Source organism: Paraburkholderia sp. SIMBA_053 (genome assembly GCF_046534895.1).
Classification (GTDB): domain Bacteria; phylum Pseudomonadota; class Gammaproteobacteria; order Burkholderiales; family Burkholderiaceae; genus Paraburkholderia; species Paraburkholderia caledonica.
The window spans coordinates 138292-155835 of record NZ_JAWRXU010000013.1; the positions used below are offsets into that span (position 1 = coordinate 138292).

Annotated in this window: 12 protein-coding genes and 4 tRNA genes; all 16 read right to left on the reverse strand. The window is 59.4% G+C overall.

Annotation, left to right across the window (positions count from 1 at the left end):
- Positions 1–122: 122 nt before the first annotated feature.
- The 16 genes from rpsG to SB753_RS28560 all read right to left on the reverse strand — a co-directional run bounded on the left by rpsG (position 123) and on the right by SB753_RS28560 (position 17369).
- Positions 123–593: a 30S ribosomal protein S7 gene (gene rpsG / locus SB753_RS28485; protein ID WP_006053291.1), complete on the reverse strand. Its 471-nt coding sequence runs from the start codon at positions 591–593 to the stop codon at positions 123–125.
- A 180-nt stretch (positions 594–773) separates the two neighbouring features.
- Entirely contained in the window at positions 774–1154 is a 381-nt protein-coding gene (rpsL, locus tag SB753_RS28490) for a 30S ribosomal protein S12 (protein WP_006998493.1), read from the reverse strand.
- 222 nt (positions 1155–1376) lie between these two features.
- A complete protein-coding gene (recQ, locus tag SB753_RS28495; RefSeq protein WP_410803016.1) occupies positions 1377–3224 on the reverse strand; it encodes a DNA helicase RecQ in 1848 nt (615 codons plus the stop codon).
- A 200-nt stretch (positions 3225–3424) separates the two neighbouring features.
- Entirely contained in the window at positions 3425–7663 is a 4239-nt protein-coding gene (gene rpoC, locus SB753_RS28500; protein ID WP_020071565.1) for a DNA-directed RNA polymerase subunit beta', read from the reverse strand.
- A gap of 21 nt (positions 7664–7684) precedes the next feature.
- Positions 7685–11791 carry a DNA-directed RNA polymerase subunit beta gene (rpoB, locus tag SB753_RS28505; RefSeq protein WP_020071564.1) on the reverse strand — a complete coding sequence of 1369 codons (4107 nt, stop codon included), beginning with the start codon at positions 11789–11791 and terminating at the stop codon, positions 7685–7687.
- Positions 11792–12170: 379 nt separating this feature from the next.
- The gene (rplL, locus tag SB753_RS28510; RefSeq protein WP_020071563.1) at positions 12171–12548 is read right to left on the reverse strand and encodes a 50S ribosomal protein L7/L12; all 378 of its coding nucleotides are present in this window, start codon (positions 12546–12548) and stop codon (positions 12171–12173) included.
- A gap of 63 nt (positions 12549–12611) precedes the next feature.
- A complete protein-coding gene (gene rplJ / locus SB753_RS28515) occupies positions 12612–13115 on the reverse strand; it encodes a 50S ribosomal protein L10 (RefSeq protein WP_013340748.1) in 504 nt (167 codons plus the stop codon).
- A 303-nt stretch (positions 13116–13418) separates the two neighbouring features.
- Positions 13419–14117, reverse strand: coding sequence for a 50S ribosomal protein L1 (gene rplA / locus SB753_RS28520; RefSeq protein ID WP_020071562.1), 699 nt, complete (start codon positions 14115–14117; stop codon positions 13419–13421).
- A complete protein-coding gene (gene rplK, locus SB753_RS28525; RefSeq protein ID WP_007180146.1) occupies positions 14118–14549 on the reverse strand; it encodes a 50S ribosomal protein L11 in 432 nt (143 codons plus the stop codon).
- 160 nt (positions 14550–14709) lie between these two features.
- On the reverse strand, positions 14710–15267 hold the full coding sequence (gene nusG, locus SB753_RS28530; protein ID WP_007180147.1) for a transcription termination/antitermination protein NusG: 558 nt from the start codon (positions 15265–15267) through the stop codon (positions 14710–14712).
- A 1-nt stretch (position 15268) separates the two neighbouring features.
- Entirely contained in the window at positions 15269–15649 is a 381-nt protein-coding gene (gene secE / locus SB753_RS28535) for a preprotein translocase subunit SecE (RefSeq protein WP_015003929.1), read from the reverse strand.
- Between the two features lie 36 nt (positions 15650–15685).
- Positions 15686–15761, reverse strand: a tRNA-Trp gene (locus tag SB753_RS28540).
- Between the two features lie 64 nt (positions 15762–15825).
- Complete coding sequence (gene tuf / locus SB753_RS28545; RefSeq protein WP_012434572.1) at positions 15826–17016, reverse strand: elongation factor Tu; 1191 nt, start codon at positions 17014–17016, stop codon at positions 15826–15828.
- A 63-nt stretch (positions 17017–17079) separates the two neighbouring features.
- Positions 17080–17154, reverse strand: a tRNA-Thr gene (locus SB753_RS28550).
- A gap of 16 nt (positions 17155–17170) precedes the next feature.
- A tRNA-Gly gene (locus SB753_RS28555) sits at positions 17171–17244 on the reverse strand.
- A gap of 39 nt (positions 17245–17283) precedes the next feature.
- Positions 17284–17369 (reverse strand) — tRNA-Tyr (locus SB753_RS28560).
- Positions 17370–17544: the final 175 nt, after the last annotated feature.

The following is a 17544-nucleotide window of genomic DNA, read 5'->3' on the forward strand; positions in this document are numbered from 1 at the left end:
TGGGGATGACGCGATGCGAGAAAATACCCATCGCGCTGTAACACAAACGGGCGAGGCGCTTTGTAAGCGCACCCGCCCGGAATTTCTTTCCGTTTTTGTCTGCTAACCCGGATTCGGGAAGCTTAGAAACGGAAATGCGAGAACGCCTTGTTGGCTTCTGCCATCCGGTGAACTTCGTCGCGCTTCTTCATTGCGCCGCCACGGCCTTCGGCCGCTTCGGAAAGTTCACCTGCCAGACGCAGAGCCATCGACTTCTCGCTGCGCTTCTTTGCGGCTTCACGCAGCCAACGCATCGCCAATGCCATACGACGCGACGGGCGCACTTCGACCGGAACCTGATAGTTCGCACCACCAACGCGGCGGCTCTTGACTTCGACCACCGGCTTGACGTTGTTGAGCGCTACCGTGAACACTTCCAGCGGGTCCTTGCCACCCTTGGTCTGGATCTGTTCGAAAGCGCCGTACACAATGCGCTCAGCAACCGACTTCTTGCCGGAGAGCATCAGCACGTTCATGAACTTAGCTACATCAACGTTACCGAATTTCGGATCCGGCAACACTTCCCGCTTGGGGACTTCGCGACGACGCGGCATGTTTCTTCCTTTAACTTTTCAGTTGGAGCTGTTTTAGCCCCGCGGCCACCAACTAACCCGATTCATCTCTAACGACTTACCAGCCTGGTCGGGTGACCACTTACTCGACAGCGCCGGCGATTCCGGCACCACCGCTATTACCGCCTTTGCAGGCGACCTGAACTACGGACCGGCTGATGATTACTTGCCGGCCTTGGCACGCTTCGCACCGTACTTCGAGCGAGCCTGCTTACGATCCTTGACGCCCTGGGTATCCAGCGAGCCGCGAACCATGTGGTAACGCACACCCGGCAAGTCCTTCACACGGCCGCCGCGAATCAGCACGACCGAGTGTTCCTGCAGGTTGTGGCCTTCACCACCGATGTACGAAATGACTTCGAAACCGTTCGTGAGGCGCACCTTAGCAACTTTACGCAGTGCCGAGTTCGGCTTCTTCGGCGTCGTGGTGTACACACGGGTGCACACGCCGCGACGCTGGGGGCAGTCCTGCAAGGCCGGGCTCTTGCTCTTCGTCGTTTCCGACGCGCGGCCTTTGCGAACCAGTTGATTGATGGTTGGCATTGTCTATTCCTGAAATTGAACAAAATCGACGCATCTGTTTCCGGGCAAAGCAGAAACGATTGCGCATCGAACTTCCGGCTTCGACTGCAAGTACGTGGACGGAGTCCGCGCGCGAGCATCCCAAAGACCGGAACCTAGCATAATATTCCGAAAAGGCTAAGCGAGTCAACAGGTTGCAATGTTTCGCAGACCTGCGCACGTTGGCCGACGACGGCGCTCCGGTTAATCAGCGGCAACGACTTCAAGCAGTTCGTCCCCGAAACGATCGAGCTTGCGCGCGCCCATGCCCGGAATGCCGCGCAGATCCTCAATGGAATCGGGACCGTTTCGAGCGATCTCCGCAAGCGTTGCGTCGTGGAAAATCACGTAGGCGGGTACGCCGTCGCTCTTCGCGGTTTCCGTGCGCCATGCGCGCAGCCGATCCCAGCGCGCGCGCTCCCGCGGTCCCATGCCGATCGTCGGATCCGCTCGTTCGCTGGTTCGGCCAGACGACTGGCGAGTACGCGTGGGCTTCACATAACGGCGCATCGTGACATTTTGCTCGCCCTTTAAAACGGGCTTGCTGGCCTCGGTGAGAACGAGCGAGCCGAATCCTTCGTGATCGACAGTCAGATAACCGAACGCCACCAACTGGCGAAACACCGCGCGCCACTCCGGTTCGCCGAGTGCCGCGCCAATGCCGAATGTGGTCAGTTTCTCGTGCCCGCGCTGCAGGATCTTCTCGCTGCGATTGCCCCGCAGAATGTCGATGAGATGGCCCGCGCCGAAGTGAAAACCGCTCGCCCGCTGCGCGCGAAACACGCACGACAGCGCCATCTGCGACTCGCGCGTCGCGTCCCACGTAGCAGGCGGCTCAAGGCAGTTGTCGCAATTACCGCAAGGTTTGCTGGATTCGCCGAAATACGCGAGAAGGCGCACCCGCCGGCACGTCGCCGCTTCGCACAAACCAAGAAGCGCATCCAGCTTGCCTGTCTGGACGCGCTTGTGTGCGTCGTCCGCATCAGACTCGTCGATCATCTTGCGCTGCTGGACGACGTCGCCTAGACCGTAGGCCATCCATGCATTGGCCGGCATGCCATCGCGGCCCGCGCGGCCGGTTTCCTGGTAATACCCTTCGACACTCTTCGGCAAATCCAAGTGCGCGACGAACCGCACGTCCGGCTTGTCGATGCCCATGCCGAACGCGATCGTCGCGCACATCACAATGCCTTCCTCGCGCTGAAACATCTCCTGGTGCTTTTGGCGCGTCTCGAATTCCATGCCCGCGTGATACGGCAACGCGCGCATACCCTTTTCTTTGAGCCACTCGGCCGTCTCTTCGACTTTGCGCCTCGACAGGCAATAGACCACCCCTGCGTCGGTCGTACCGTCCGCCCGCGTGTGTTCGGCGCGAATAAAGTCGAGCAACTGCGTTCGCGCGTTGTCCTTTTCGACAATCCGATAACGGATATTGGGCCGGTCGAAACTCGAGACGAAAATGCGCGCGTCGTCGAGCGCGAGACGGTGAATGATTTCGTCTCGCGTGATGGCGTCCGCGGTCGCGGTCAGCGCAATGCGCGGCACATTCGGGAAGCGCTCGTGCAGCACCGAGAGCTGGATATATTCAGGCCGGAAATCGTGCCCCCATTGCGAGACGCAATGCGCTTCGTCGATGGCGAAAAGTCCAATGCGGGTGCGCTCCAGCAACTCCTGGAATCGCGGCGTCATCAAACGTTCGGGCGCGACGTAGAGCAGATCGATGTCGCCGTCACGCAGCGCACGCTCGGTGGCCATTGCCTCGGCGCTCGAAAGCGTGGAGTTCAGGTAAGCGGCGCGCACGCCGACTTCCGTGAGCGCGGCCACCTGATCCTGCATCAGCGCAATCAACGGCGAGACCACGATACCCGTGCCGAAGCCGCCTTCGCGGCGCACCAGCGACGGGATCTGATAACACAGCGATTTCCCGCCGCCCGTTGGCATCAGCACGAGACAATCGCCGCCGCCGGCGACGTGTTCGACAATTTCGCCTTGCTGTCCTCTGAACGCGGGGTAACCAAAAACTTCGTTGAGGATTTCGAGCGGACGGGACATGAATTTGAGAGAAGCAGCGTAAAGCGGGTGACACGAATTTTACCAACGCATTCGCGCTGCGCCCGCGCTTTGCAACAACGTTAGCCATCTGGCCTGCGAATGGACAAGAACGCGTAAAAAAGCGGCGCAAAAAAAAGCCGCTCAGTCGAAACTGAGCGGCTTCGCTGGCTAGAGCCCCAAGCGGCATACGCCGCCGGGACTTATTCGCCTGAGTGCTGCTGTTCGGCGGCCGGGGTTTCCGGCGTACCGAATTCGAACGACTCTTCCGCTGCGATCTGATCGAAACGCTCGCGGTCGGACAGTTCCTTGCTCTTGCGTGCCTTGTGGAACGCGAGACCCGTACCGGCCGGAATCAGACGGCCGACGATCACGTTTTCCTTCAGGCCACGCAGATCGTCGCGCTTGCCCATAATCGCCGCTTCGGTCAGCACGCGGGTCGTTTCCTGGAACGATGCCGCAGAGATGAACGAATCGGTCGACAGCGACGCCTTCGTGATACCGAGCAACACGTTTTCGTACGTTGCCGGACGCTTGTCTTCCGCGATCATACGGTCGTTCTCGTCGAGCATATCCGACCGCTCGACCTGTTCGCCCGGGATGAAACGCGTATCGCCGTTGTCCGTAATCTGCACGCGGCGCAGCATCTGACGAACAATCACTTCAATGTGCTTGTCGTTGATCTTCACGCCTTGCAGACGGTACACGTCCTGCACTTCGTCCACGATGTAGCGCGACAGCGCTTCGACGCCCTGCAAACGCAGGATGTCGTGCGGATCCGCCGGTCCGTCCACGATCATTTCGCCCTTGTTGACGACCTGACCATCGTGAACCAGAACCTGCTTTTCCTTCGCGATCAGGAACTCGTGCTGGTTGCCCTCGAGGTCCGTGATAACGAGACGCTGCTTGCCCTTCGTGTCCTTACCGAACGACGTCGTACCCGTGACTTCCGCCAGGATACCTGCGTCCTTCGGCGAACGTGCTTCGAACAGTTCCGCCACACGCGGCAGACCGCCGGTAATGTCACGCGTCTTCTGCGATTCAGTCGGGATACGTGCGAGCACTTCACCGACCTGCACTTGCTGACCGTCCTTCACGGTGATCAGAGCGCCGACCTGGAAGCCGATCTGCACCGAGTGCTCGGTGTTGGGGATCTTCACTTCCTCGCCGTTCGCGTCGAGCAGCTTGACTTGCGGACGCACCGTCTTCGAAGCTTGCGAACCGCGGCGCTTCACGTCGATCACGACGAGAGTCGAAAGACCCGTCACGTCGTCGATCTGCTTCGCAACGGTCACGCCTTCTTCGACGTTCTCGAACTTCACCGTACCACCGTACTCGGTGATGATCGGACGCGTCATCGGGTCCCACGTCGCCAGTTGCGTGCCGGCCTTGATCTGCGCGCCGTCCAGCTGCAACAGCGTCGCGCCGTACGGCACCTTGTGACGTTCGCGCTCGCGACCGTGGTCGTCGGTGATCATCGCTTCGCCCGAACGCGAAATGACGATCTGCTCGCCCTTCGCGTTAGTGACGTAACGCATCGTCGACGTGAAGCGCACCGTACCGTTCGACTTGGCTTCAACCGACGAAGCCACTGCCGCACGCGACGCCGCACCACCGATGTGGAACGTACGCATGGTCAGCTGCGTGCCCGGCTCACCGATCGACTGAGCGGCGATCACACCGACTGCCTCACCGACATTCACGAGCGAGCCGCGGCCCAGGTCGCGGCCGTAGCAAGCTGCGCACAGACCGTAACGTGTTTCGCACGTCAGCGGCGTACGCACGCGCACTTCGTCGATGCCGAGGCGCTCGATTTCTTCGACCGCATCTTCGTCGAGCAGGCTGCCCGCTTCGTACAGCGTTTCCTGCGATTCCGGATTGACGACGTCAGCCACCGCCACGCGACCGAGAATACGGTCACGCAGTGCTTCGACGACTTCACCGCCTTCGACCAACGCCTTCATCGCCACGCCGTTGGACGTACCGCAATCGTCCTCGACCACCACCAGATCCTGCGTCACGTCGACGAGACGTCGCGTCAGGTAACCGGAGTTTGCCGTCTTCAGTGCCGTATCAGCCAGACCCTTACGTGCGCCGTGGGTCGAGATGAAGTACTGCAACACGTTCAAACCTTCGCGGAAGTTCGCCGTAATCGGCGTCTCGATGATCGAGCCGTCCGGCTTCGCCATCAGGCCACGCATACCGGCCAGCTGACGAATCTGAACTGCGGAACCACGAGCGCCCGAGTCCGCCATCATGTAGATGGAGTTGAACGATTCCTGACGCGTTTCGTTGCCGTCGCGATCCACCACCGGTTCCGTCGACAGCTGTTCCATCATCGCCTTGCCGACCGCTTCCGACGTTGCCGACCAGATGTCGACGACGTTGTTGTAGCGCTCTTGCGACGTGACGAGACCCGACATGTACTGACGGTCGTATTCCTTTACCTTCTTCGCGGCGTCGCCGACGATGGTTTCCTTCTGCGGCGGCACGAGCATGTCGTCGACGCAGATCGAGATACCAGCGCGCGTGGCCAGACGGAAACCAGACTGCATCAACTGGTCGGCGAAAATCACCGTTTCACGCAGACCGCACTTGCGGAATGCGGTGTTGATCAGACGCGAGATTTCCTTCTTCTTCAGCGGCTTGTTCAGCACCGAGAACGGCAGGCCCGGCGGCAGAATTTCCGACAGGATTGCACGGCCGACGGTCGTCGCGTACAGCGAGATCTTCGGCACGAACGCCGGGGCACCTTCCGACTTGTCTTCGTTGTGGACCATTTCGGTGATCCGCACGTTGACGCGCGAGGCGAGCTCGACTTCCTTGTTCTCGTATGCACGCAGCGCTTCCGAAACGCCGGTGAACGTCAGGCCTTCGCCCTTCGCGTTCACAGCTTCACGGGTCGCGTAGTACAGACCGAGCACGATATCCTGCGACGGCACGATCGACGGATCGCCGTTAGCCGGGAACAGCACGTTGTTCGACGCCAGCATCAGCGTGCGCGCTTCCATCTGCGCTTCGAGCGACAGCGGAACGTGAACAGCCATCTGGTCACCGTCGAAGTCGGCGTTGAACGCCGCGCAAACGAGCGGGTGCAGCTGGATTGCCTTACCTTCGATCAGCACCGGCTCGAAAGCCTGAATGCCAAGACGGTGCAGCGTAGGCGCGCGGTTCAGCATGACCGGATGTTCGCGAATGACTTCTTCGAGAATGTCCCACACCACCGGCGTCTGGTTCTCGACTTCCTTCTTCGCAGCCTTGATGGTGGTCGCAACACCCATCACTTCCAGCTTGTTGAAGATGAACGGCTTGAACAGTTCGAGCGCCATCAGCTTCGGCAGACCGCACTGATGCAGCTTGAGCGTCGGGCCGACCACGATCACCGAACGGCCCGAGTAGTCGACGCGCTTACCGAGCAAGTTCTGACGGAAACGACCGCCTTTACCCTTGATCATGTCAGCGAGCGACTTCAGCGGACGCTTGTTCGCGCCGGTCATTGCCTTACCGCGACGACCGTTGTCGAGCAGCGAATCGACGGCTTCCTGCAGCATCCGCTTTTCGTTGCGGACGATGATTTCAGGCGCCTTCAGTTCGAGCAGACGCTTCAACCGGTTGTTACGGTTGATCACGCGGCGATACAGGTCGTTCAGGTCCGACGTCGCGAAACGGCCGCCATCCAGCGGCACCAGCGGACGCAGTTCCGGCGGCAGCACCGGCAGCACTTCGAGCACCATCCAGTCAGGCTTGATGCCCGACCGCTGGAAAGCCTCGAGCACCTTCAGGCGCTTCGCGTACTTCTTGATCTTCGCTTCCGAACCCGTGTTCTTGAGTTCGGTACGGAGCATTTCAACCTGTTCGTCGATGTTGATCGCGCGCAGCAGCTCGCGAACGCCTTCCGCGCCCATTTCGGCACGGAATTCGTCACCGTATTCTTCGACCTTGTTGTAGTAATCCTCTTCGGTCATGATCTGCCGCGCTTTCAGCGGCGTCATGCCCGGATCGATCACCACATATGCTTCGAAGTACAGCACGCGTTCGATGTCGCGCAGCGTCATGTCGAGCACCATGCCCAGACGCGACGGCAGCGACTTCAGGAACCAGATGTGCGCAACCGGCGAGGCCAGTTCAATGTGGCCCATCCGTTCGCGACGCACCTTCGCCAGCGTCACTTCGACGCCGCACTTCTCGCAGATCACGCCACGGTGCTTCAGGCGCTTGTACTTGCCGCAAAGGCATTCGTAGTCTTTGATCGGCCCGAAAATTTTCGCGCAGAACAAACCATCGCGTTCCGGCTTGAACGTCCGGTAGTTGATGGTTTCCGGCTTTTTCACTTCACCGAACGACCACGAACGGATCTTGTCTGGCGAGGCCAGACCGATCTTGATCGCGTCAAAAACTTCAGGTTGTTGGACTTGCTTGAATAGATCGAGCAAAGCTTTCATCGCTTCTCTCCAGTAGTCCGATTAGTTGCGGTCGAGGTCGATGTCGATACCGAGCGAGCGGATTTCCTTCACCAACACGTTGAAGGATTCCGGCATGCCTGCATCGATCACGTGATCGCCCTTGACCAGGTTCTCGTACACCTTGGTCCGGCCTGTCACGTCGTCCGACTTCACCGTCAGCATTTCCTGCAGCACGTACGATGCGCCGTACGCTTCGAGCGCCCACACTTCCATTTCACCGAAACGCTGGCCACCGAACTGCGCCTTACCGCCCAACGGCTGCTGCGTCACGAGCGAGTACGGGCCCGTGGAACGCGCGTGCATCTTGTCGTCGACCAGGTGGTGCAGCTTCAGGTAGTGCATGTAGCCGACCGTCACCGTACGTTCGAACATTTCGCCCGTGCGGCCGTCGTACAGACGCACCTGATTCTTCGACGGCGTCATGCCGAGGTTCTTCGCGATGTCGTCCGGGAATGCCAGATCCAGCGCGCGCGACATTTCTTCTTCCGTCGCACCGTCGAACACCGGCGTTGCGAACGGCACGCCTTCGCGCAGGTTCTTCGCCAGTTCGACGATCTCGTCGTCGGTGAAGCTGTCCAGCTCTTCGGCGCGGCCCGACTCGTTGTAGATCTTGGTCAGGAATTCGCGCAGTTCAGCGATCTTCGCCTGACGCTGCAGCATTTCGCCGATACGCCAGCCGAGACCCTTCGCGGCCCAACCCAGATGCACTTCGAGAACCTGACCGACGTTCATCCGCGACGGCACGCCGAGCGGATTCAGAACGACGTCAGCCGGACGGCCGTCGGCCATGTACGGCATGTCTTCGATCGGCACGATCTTCGACACGACACCCTTGTTACCGTGACGGCCGGCCATCTTGTCGCCAGGCTGCAGGCGGCGCTTCACTGCCAGGTACACCTTGACCATCTTCAACACGCCCGGCGGCAGTTCGTCGCCTTGCGTGAGCTTCTTGCGCTTCTCTTCGAACGCCAGATCGAACTGGTGACGCTTCTGTTCGATCGAGTCCTTGATGGCTTCGAGCTGTGCCGCTGCTTCTTCGTCCGCGAGGCGGATGTCGAACCAGTGGTAATGATCCAGATCTTGCAGGTAAGCCTGTTCGATCTTCGTGCCCTTTGCCAGCTTCTTCGGACCGCCGTTCGCGACCTTGCCGTCGAGCATACGTGCGAGACGCTGGAACGCATCGCCTTCCACGATGCGCAGCTGGTCGTTCAAGTCGAGGCGATAGCGCTTCAGTTCATCGTCGATGATCTGTTGCGCACGCTTGTCGCGCTGAATGCCTTCACGCGTGAACACCTGGACGTCGATCACCGTACCGCTCATGCCCGACGGCACGCGCAGCGACGTGTCCTTCACGTCCGAAGCCTTTTCACCGAAGATGGCGCGCAGCAGCTTTTCTTCCGGCGTCAGCTGGGTTTCGCCCTTCGGCGTGACCTTGCCGACCAGCACGTCGCCTGCTTCGACTTCCGCGCCGATGTAGACGATGCCCGACTCGTCGAGACGGCCGAGTTGCACTTCAGCCAGGTTCGAGATGTCGCGCGTGATTTCTTCCGGTCCGAGCTTCGTGTCGCGAGCCACGACATTCAGTTCTTCGATGTGGATCGACGTGTAACGGTCGTCTGCAACCACCTTCTCCGAGATCAAAATCGAGTCTTCGAAGTTGTAGCCGTTCCACGGCATGAACGCGACCAGCATGTTCTGGCCAAGAGCCAGTTCACCCAGATCGGTCGATGCGCCGTCAGCCAGCACGTCGCCACGCGACACGATGTCGCCGACCTTCACGATCGGGCGCTGGTTGATGTTCGTGTTCTGGTTCGAACGCGTGTACTTGATCAGGTTGTAGATGTCCACGCCGACGTCGCCAGCAACGGCTTCATCGTCGTTCACGCGGATCACCATACGGCCGGCGTCGACATAATCGACCACACCGCCGCGGAATGCCTGAACCGTCGTACCCGAGTCGACCGCCACCGTACGCTCGATACCCGTACCCACCACGGCCTTTTCAGGACGCAGACACGGCACAGCCTGACGCTGCATGTTCGAGCCCATCAACGCGCGGTTCGCGTCGTCGTGCTCGAGAAACGGAATCAGCGATGCTGCCACCGACACGATCTGCGACGGCGCCACGTCCATGTACTGGATGCGGTCCGGGGTGACCATCAGCGTTTCGCCCGCTTCACGCGACGACACGAGTTCGTCGGTCAGCGTACCGTCTTCAGCCACTGCCGCGTTCGCCTGAGCGATCACGTAACGACCTTCTTCGATCGCCGACAGGTAATCGATCTGGTCGGTCACCTTGCCGTCCACGACCTTGCGATACGGCGTTTCGAGGAAGCCGTATTCGTTCAGGTGCGCGTACAGAGCGAGCGAGTTGATCAGGCCGATGTTCGGACCTTCAGGCGTTTCGATCGGGCAGACACGACCATAGTGCGTCGGGTGGACGTCGCGGACTTCAAAGCCTGCGCGCTCACGCGTCAAACCGCCCGGGCCAAGTGCCGAGACACGGCGCTTGTGGGTGATTTCCGACAGCGGATTCGTCTGGTCCATGAACTGCGACAGCTGCGACGAACCGAAGAACTCGCGAATTGCCGACGAAATCGGCTTCGAGTTGATCAGGTCGTGCGGCATCAGGTTTTCGCTTTCGGCCTGGCCGAGGCGTTCCTTCACAGCGCGTTCGACACGCACCAGACCGGCGCGGAACTGGTTTTCCGCCAGTTCGCCGACGCAACGCACACGGCGATTGCCCAAGTGGTCGATGTCGTCGACTTCACCCTTACCGTTACGCAGTTCGACCAAGATCTTGATCGTGGCGAGGATGTCGTCGTCTTGCAGCGTCATCGGGCCAACGATTTCATCGCGGCCGACACGGCGATTGAACTTCATACGGCCCACCTTCGAGAGGTCGTATGCGTCTTCGCTGTAGAACAGACGGTTGAACAGCGCCTCGACCGCTTCTTCGGTCGGCGGTTCGCCCGGACGCATCATGCGGTAGATCGCGATGCGAGCGGCCATCTTGTCCGCGGTTTCGTCGATACGCAGCGTCGACGAGATGTACGGACCCTGGTCCAGATCGTTCGTGTAGAGCGTCTGGATGTCTTTGATCTTCGATTCGCGCAGCTTCTCGAGGACAGTCTCGGTGATTTCGTCATTCGCGTTGGCGATGACTTCACCGGTGTCGCCGTCGACGACGTTTTTCGCCAGCACGCGGCCGAGCAGATAGTCTTCCGGGACCGAGATGAACTTGGTCTTCGCGTTGTCCAGATCGCGAATGTGCTTCGCGTTGATCCGCTTGTCCTTCTGGACGATCACGTTGCCATCACGGTCCGTGATGTCGAAACGCGCGACTTCGCCACGCAGACGCTCCGGCACGAACTCCATCTGCGCGCCTTCCGGCATCAGCGTGAAGTTATCGAACACGAAGAAGTTTGCGAGGATCTGTTCCGGCGTGAGGCCGATTGCCTTCAGCAGGATCGTGACCGGCATCTTGCGGCGACGGTCGACGCGGAAGTACAGCACATCCTTCGGGTCGAACTCGAAATCGAGCCACGAACCGCGGTAAGGAATGATACGTGCCGAAAACAGGAGCTTGCCCGAGCTGTGCGTCTTGCCCTTGTCGTGTTCGAAGAACACGCCAGGCGAACGGTGCAGCTGCGAAACGATCACACGCTCCGTGCCGTTGATGACGAACGAACCCGTCGGCGTCATGAGCGGAATTTCGCCCATGTACACTTCCTGTTCCTTCACTTCCTTGACGACCGGCTTGCTCGGCGACTCCTTGTCGAGCAGCACCAGGCGCACTTTGGCGCGCAGGGCGGAGCAGTACGTCAAACCGCGCTGCTGACATTCCTTGATGTTGAATGCCGGCGGCGACAGCATGTAGCTGACGAACTCGAGACGTGCGAACCCATTGTGCGAAACAATCGGGAAAACGGATGTGAACGCGGCTTGCAGGCCTTCCGGCTTGCGTTGCGTGGAGGACGTGTCTGCTTGCAGAAACGTGCTGAATGATTCAAGCTGGGTAGCCAGCAGGAAAGGTACTTGGTGAACGATGGGGCGCTTCGCAAAACTCTTGCGAATACGCTTCTTCTCGGTGAAGGAATATTGCATACGATCTCCGAATCACGGCGGGCATTGTTGTCGAGGCAGGATACCTTGATGAGACAACCCGAGTGTTCACCGACTGAGACCCGATGGCCGTCCGATGGCTTGAACGAGCCTAGAAGCTTGGTGGTTGGCCTCTACCAACCGCTGGCTGACGGCAGCGGATGCCTGTCGCATGGAACCTTAACCGCTACCCGACCAAACTTGCCTTCTGCAGTCGCTTCAGAAGACAAAGAGAAGCGCCGGTCAATGTTGCCGATAGGCGGTTTTCTTTGGCTTCTGGGAGTCGCATTGTTGCTAAACAACGATGCAAAAACGCGCCCCCCACAAAGCACAAAAAGGCCGGCGGTGGAAAACCGCCAGCCTTCGCACAGCGCGCTGAAACTTACTTGATTTCAGCCTTCGCGCCGGCTTCTTCCAGCTTCTTCTTCGCTTCTTCAGCAGCAGCCTTCGGTACCGATTCCTTCACAGGCTTCGGTGCACCGTCGACCAGGTCCTTCGCTTCCTTCAGGCCGAGACCCGTCAGTTCACGAACTGCTTTAATGACGGAAACCTTGTTTGCGCCAACTTCAACCAGGTTCACCGTGAATTCGGTTTGCTCTTCAGCTGCAGCAGCGCCGCCGCCTGCACCTGCGGGGCCTGCCACTGCAACAGCAGCTGCCGACACGCCAAACTTTTCTTCGAACGCCTTAACCAGCTCGTTCAGTTCCAGAACCGACATCGAGCCTACGGCTTCGAGGATGTCTTCTTTTGCGATTGCCATTTGAAATACTCCTAAATTGAATTCGGATACAGCTAGCGATCAATTACGCTCGGCTGGAGTGCATTACGCAGCGGATTCTTCGCCTTGTTTCTTTTCTGCCAGCGCGGCCAAAGCGCGCGCGAAGCCAGAAACAGGTGCTTGCATAACGAACAACAGCTTGGAGAGCAGCTCCTCGCGGCTCGGGATGTTGGCCAGCGCTTGCACGCCCGCCTTGTCCATCACGTTGCCTTCGTAGGCGCCAGCCTTGATGACCAACTTATCATTGCTCTTGCTGAAGTCATTGACGACCTTAGCAGCAGCAATTGCATCTTCAGAGATGCCGTAGATCAGGGGGCCAGTCATCTGCTCTGCCAGCGGAGCGAACGGGGTACCTTCGACAGCGCGACGCGCCAGCGTGTTTTTCAACACGCGAAGGTACACCTGTTGCTCACGCGCTTTCGCGCGCAGCTTGGTCAGATCGCCAACCGTGATCCCACGATACTCAGCCAGAACCACGGTCTGGGCTTTCGCGACTTGCGCGGCAACCTCAGCGACGACGGCCTGCTTGCTTTCTTTGTTGAGTGGCACGGTTAACCTCCAGATTCGATACACGCAGCGTGCGCCTTGTGTACCGCGTTCAATAACGGCGTCCGACCAGTCAGGAGTATTTCGACCGCGCGACACCCGCACTGCTGCAAGCGTCTAACGGCTTCATCACTACAAAACCTTTTCGGGTTCGCCATCTGCGTTGGCTTTACATTAAGAGTCCGCCTACCTGCTGCGTGCCCGCCAACGGTCTTTGACAACCGGTTGCGCGATGCCAACTACTGACATCTCACAACCGCCCAAAGCCCATAAACGCCCCGACTTTCGTCGAGGCGATGAATTACTTTATTGTGCAGCGAGCGACGTCTGATCGACGCGAACGCCGACGCCCATCGTGCTCGACAGTGCAACCTTACGCAGGTAAACACCCTTGCTCGTTGCCGGCTTGGCCTTCTGCAACGCGTCGATGAGAGCGCTCAGATTGCTACGCAGAGCCGTCGGTTCGAACGAAGCACGACCGATGGTGGCGTGGATAATACCGGCCTTGTCGACACGGAATTGCACCTGGCCAGCCTTGGCATTCTTCACGGCCGTTGCGACGTCCGGCGTGACGGTGCCGACCTTCGGGTTCGGCATCAGGCCGCGCGGGCCGAGGATCTGACCGAGCGTACCGACCACGCGCATCGTGTCCGGCGAAGCGATCACGATGTCGAAGTCCAGATTGCCAGCCTTCACCTGTTCAGCCAGGTCTTCCATACCGACAACTTCAGCGCCGGCTGCGCGAGCCTGCTCAGCTTTTTCGCCCTGTGCGAACACGGCGACGCGAACCGACTTGCCTGTACCTGCCGGCAGAACGACCGAACCGCGGACCACTTGATCCGACTTCTTCGCGTCGATGCCGAGTTGCACTGCCACGTCGATCGACTCGTCGAACTTCGCGCTTGCGCACTCCTTAACCAGCGACAGCGCGTCGTCGATCGGGTACAGCTTCTGACGGTCAACCTTTGCTGCAAAAGCCTGCAGACGCTTAGAAAGCTTAGCCATTTACACGCCCTCCACGGTGATGCCCATCGAGCGGGCGCTACCAGCGATCGTACGAACCGCTGCGTCCAGATCAGCCGCGGTCAGATCGGGCATCTTGGTCTTGGCGATGTCTTCAGCCTGAGCGCGGGTGATCTTGCCGACCTTGTCGGTGTGCGGCTTGCTCGAACCCTTGTCGATCTTCGCTGCCTTCTTGATCAGAACCGTTGCCGGCGGCGTCTTCAGGACGAACGTGAAGCTCTTGTCAGCAAACGCGGTGATCACGACCGGAATCGGCAGACCCGGCTCCAGTGCTTGAGTCTGCGCGTTAAACGCCTTGCAGAACTCCATGATGTTCAGGCCGCGCTGGCCCAGTGCCGGACCGACCGGCGGCGACGGGTTGGCTTTACCTGCAGGAATCTGCAGCTTGATAAAGCCGATGATTTTCTTTGCCATGTTGAAAACCTCTTTGGAACGTCACTTTTCAAGCGAACGTTCAGTGAGTAGTAGCGCGCGTTCGCCGGACCCCGGGTACTTGCGCTCCTCAACGGCCATTACGCGGACCGTAAGCGCGAAATACGAAACGCGCCGACTGGCGCGCTGCGTAGAATCTGGATTACAACTTCTCGACTTGGCCGAATTCCAGCTCGACCGGCGTAGCGCGGCCGAAGATTGTAACGGAAACACGGACGCGCGACTTTTCGTAATTCACTTCTTCGACGCTGCCGTTGAAATCGGTGAAAGGACCGTCCTTCACCCGAACCATCTCGCCTACTTCAAACAGGGTCTTCGGACGCGGCTTCTCCACACCTTCCTGCATCTGCGACATGATCTTCTCGACTTCGCGCGGAGAGATCGGACTCGGCCGATTACGCGCACCGCCTACGAAGCCCGTGACCTTCGCCGTATTCTTCACGAGGTGCCACGTCTCATCCGTCATTTCCATCTCGACCAGTACGTAACCGGGGAAGAAACGACGCTCGGTCACCGATTTGTGACCGCCCTTCACCTCGACCACCTCTTCGGTCGGCACGAGGATTTGACCAAACTGGTCTTGCATGCCGGCGCGCTCAATGCGCTCCTGAAGCGCACGCTGCACGCTCTTCTCCATGCCGGAGTAGGCGTGCACGACGTACCAACGTTTGCCGCTCGGAGATGCCGGAGTATCGCTCATATCATTTCCAACCCAGAATCACCGAGAAAATCGCCCATTCGATGGATTTATCACTAACCCACAGAAAGATCGCCATCACGAACACGAAGCCGAAAACCACCAACGTCGTCTGAGTAGCCTCTTTGCGAGTCGGCCAGACGACCTTGCGGACTTCCTTGTACGAGTCTTTGGCGAAAGCGATGAAACCCTTGCCAGGCGCGGAGAGAAGACCGACTGCAACACCCGCGATTGCACCAACAGCCAAGGCGGCTCCGCGGACGTACCATTCCTGACCATTGAGCCAGAAGAACCCCACGAACCCGGCCAAGACCAGCAATACGCCCGCGACGAGCATCAGCTTGTCGCCCGATGTATTTACAGTTTCGACGGAAGGATTCGCCATAACACCTTAACGAAGCGCCACAGTTGACGCGAGAGTTGGCAGGGGCAGAGGGAATCGAACCCCCAACCTTCGGTTTTGGAGACCGACGCTCTGCCAGTTGAGCTATACCCCTAAACCATTTGGGGCTGACGACACCGTCAACCCCGAAGCTACAGATTAACGAGAACTATCTGGCGTTACTCGAGAATCTTGGCAACGACACCGGCGCCGACGGTACGGCCGCCTTCGCGGATAGCGAAGCGCAGACCTTCTTCCATCGCGATCGGGTTGATCAGCTTCACCGTGATCGACACGTTGTCGCCCGGCATGACCATTTCCTTGTCCTTCGGCAACTCGATCGAGCCCGTCACGTCCGTCGTACGGAAGTAGAACTGCGGACGATAGTTGTTGAAGAACGGCGTGTGACGGCCGCCTTCGTCCTTGCTCAGCACGTACACCTCAGCCGTGAAGTGCGTGTGCGGGTTGATCGAACCCGGCTTGGCCAGCACCTGGCCACGCTCCACGTCTTCGCGCTTCGTGCCGCGCAGCAGGATACCAACGTTGTCGCCCGCCTGACCCTGGTCGAGCAGCTTGCGGAACATTTCCACGCCCGTGCAGGTCGTCTTCACCGTCGGCTTGATACCGACGATTTCGATTTCCTCGCCGACCTTCACAACGCCACGCTCCACGCGACCCGTCACCACCGTGCCGCGACCCGAGATCGAGAACACGTCTTCCACCGGCATCAGGAATGCGCCGTCCACTGCGCGCTCCGGCGTCGGGATGTACGTGTCCAGCGCGTCGGCCAGATTCATGATCGCCACTTCGCCCAGCTCGCCCTTGTCGCCTTCCAGCGCCAGCTTGGCCGAACCCTTGATGATCGGCGTGTCGTCGCCCGGGAAGTCGTACTTCGACAGAAGCTCGCGCACTTCCATCTCGACCAGCTCCAGCAGCTCGGCGTCGTCCACCATGTCGCACTTGTTCAGGAACACGATGATGTACGGAACGCCAACCTGACGCGCCAGCAGGATGTGCTCACGCGTTTGCGGCATCGGGCCGTCAGCGGCCGAGCACACCAGGATCGCGCCGTCCATCTGCGCGGCGCCCGTGATCATGTTCTTCACATAGTCAGCGTGGCCCGGGCAGTCAACGTGTGCGTAGTGGCGGTTAGCCGTTTCGTACTCGACGTGCGCCGTGTTGATCGTGATACCACGTGCCTTTTCTTCCGGCGCCGCGTCGATCTGGTCGTATGCCTTCGCTTCGCCGCCGAACTTCTGCGTCAGAACCGTCGTGATCGCTGCCGTCAGCGTGGTCTTGCCGTGGTCAACGTGACCGATCGTGCCGACGTTCACGTGCGGCTTGGTCCGCTCAAACTTACCCTTGGCCATTTTCGACTCCTAAGAGGATTTTTCCGTACGTTGCGCCGGGCGCAAACAATCACCGAGTACTTCTGGTGCCCATGGGCAGGATCGAACTGCCGACCTCTCCCTTACCAAGGGAGTGCTCTACCACTGAGCCACATGGGCGCTACTTTTGTGTAGCTGGAGCGGGTGAAGGGAATCGAACCCTCGTCGTAAGCTTGGAAGGCTTCTGCTCTACCATTGAGCTACACCCGCAAGATCATGGATTCCCAACAACTGCTTCAACTTGCATTCTGGTGGAGGAGGTTGGATTCGAACCAACGTAGGCGTAAGCCAACAGATTTACAGTCTGCCCCCTTTAGCCACTCGGGCACCCCTCCGCAGAGAACTGATGATTATGGGGGAACAACCGCTTGATGTCAAGACTTGCCTGACTGTTCCAACCCAAACGCTCTCACTTATATGCAGTGATCGCGGTGCCGCGTAAACGCAGAAACCCCACCTTTTGTGGGGTGGGGTTTCTGATGCTGCTGGGGAGCCTGACGATTACCTACT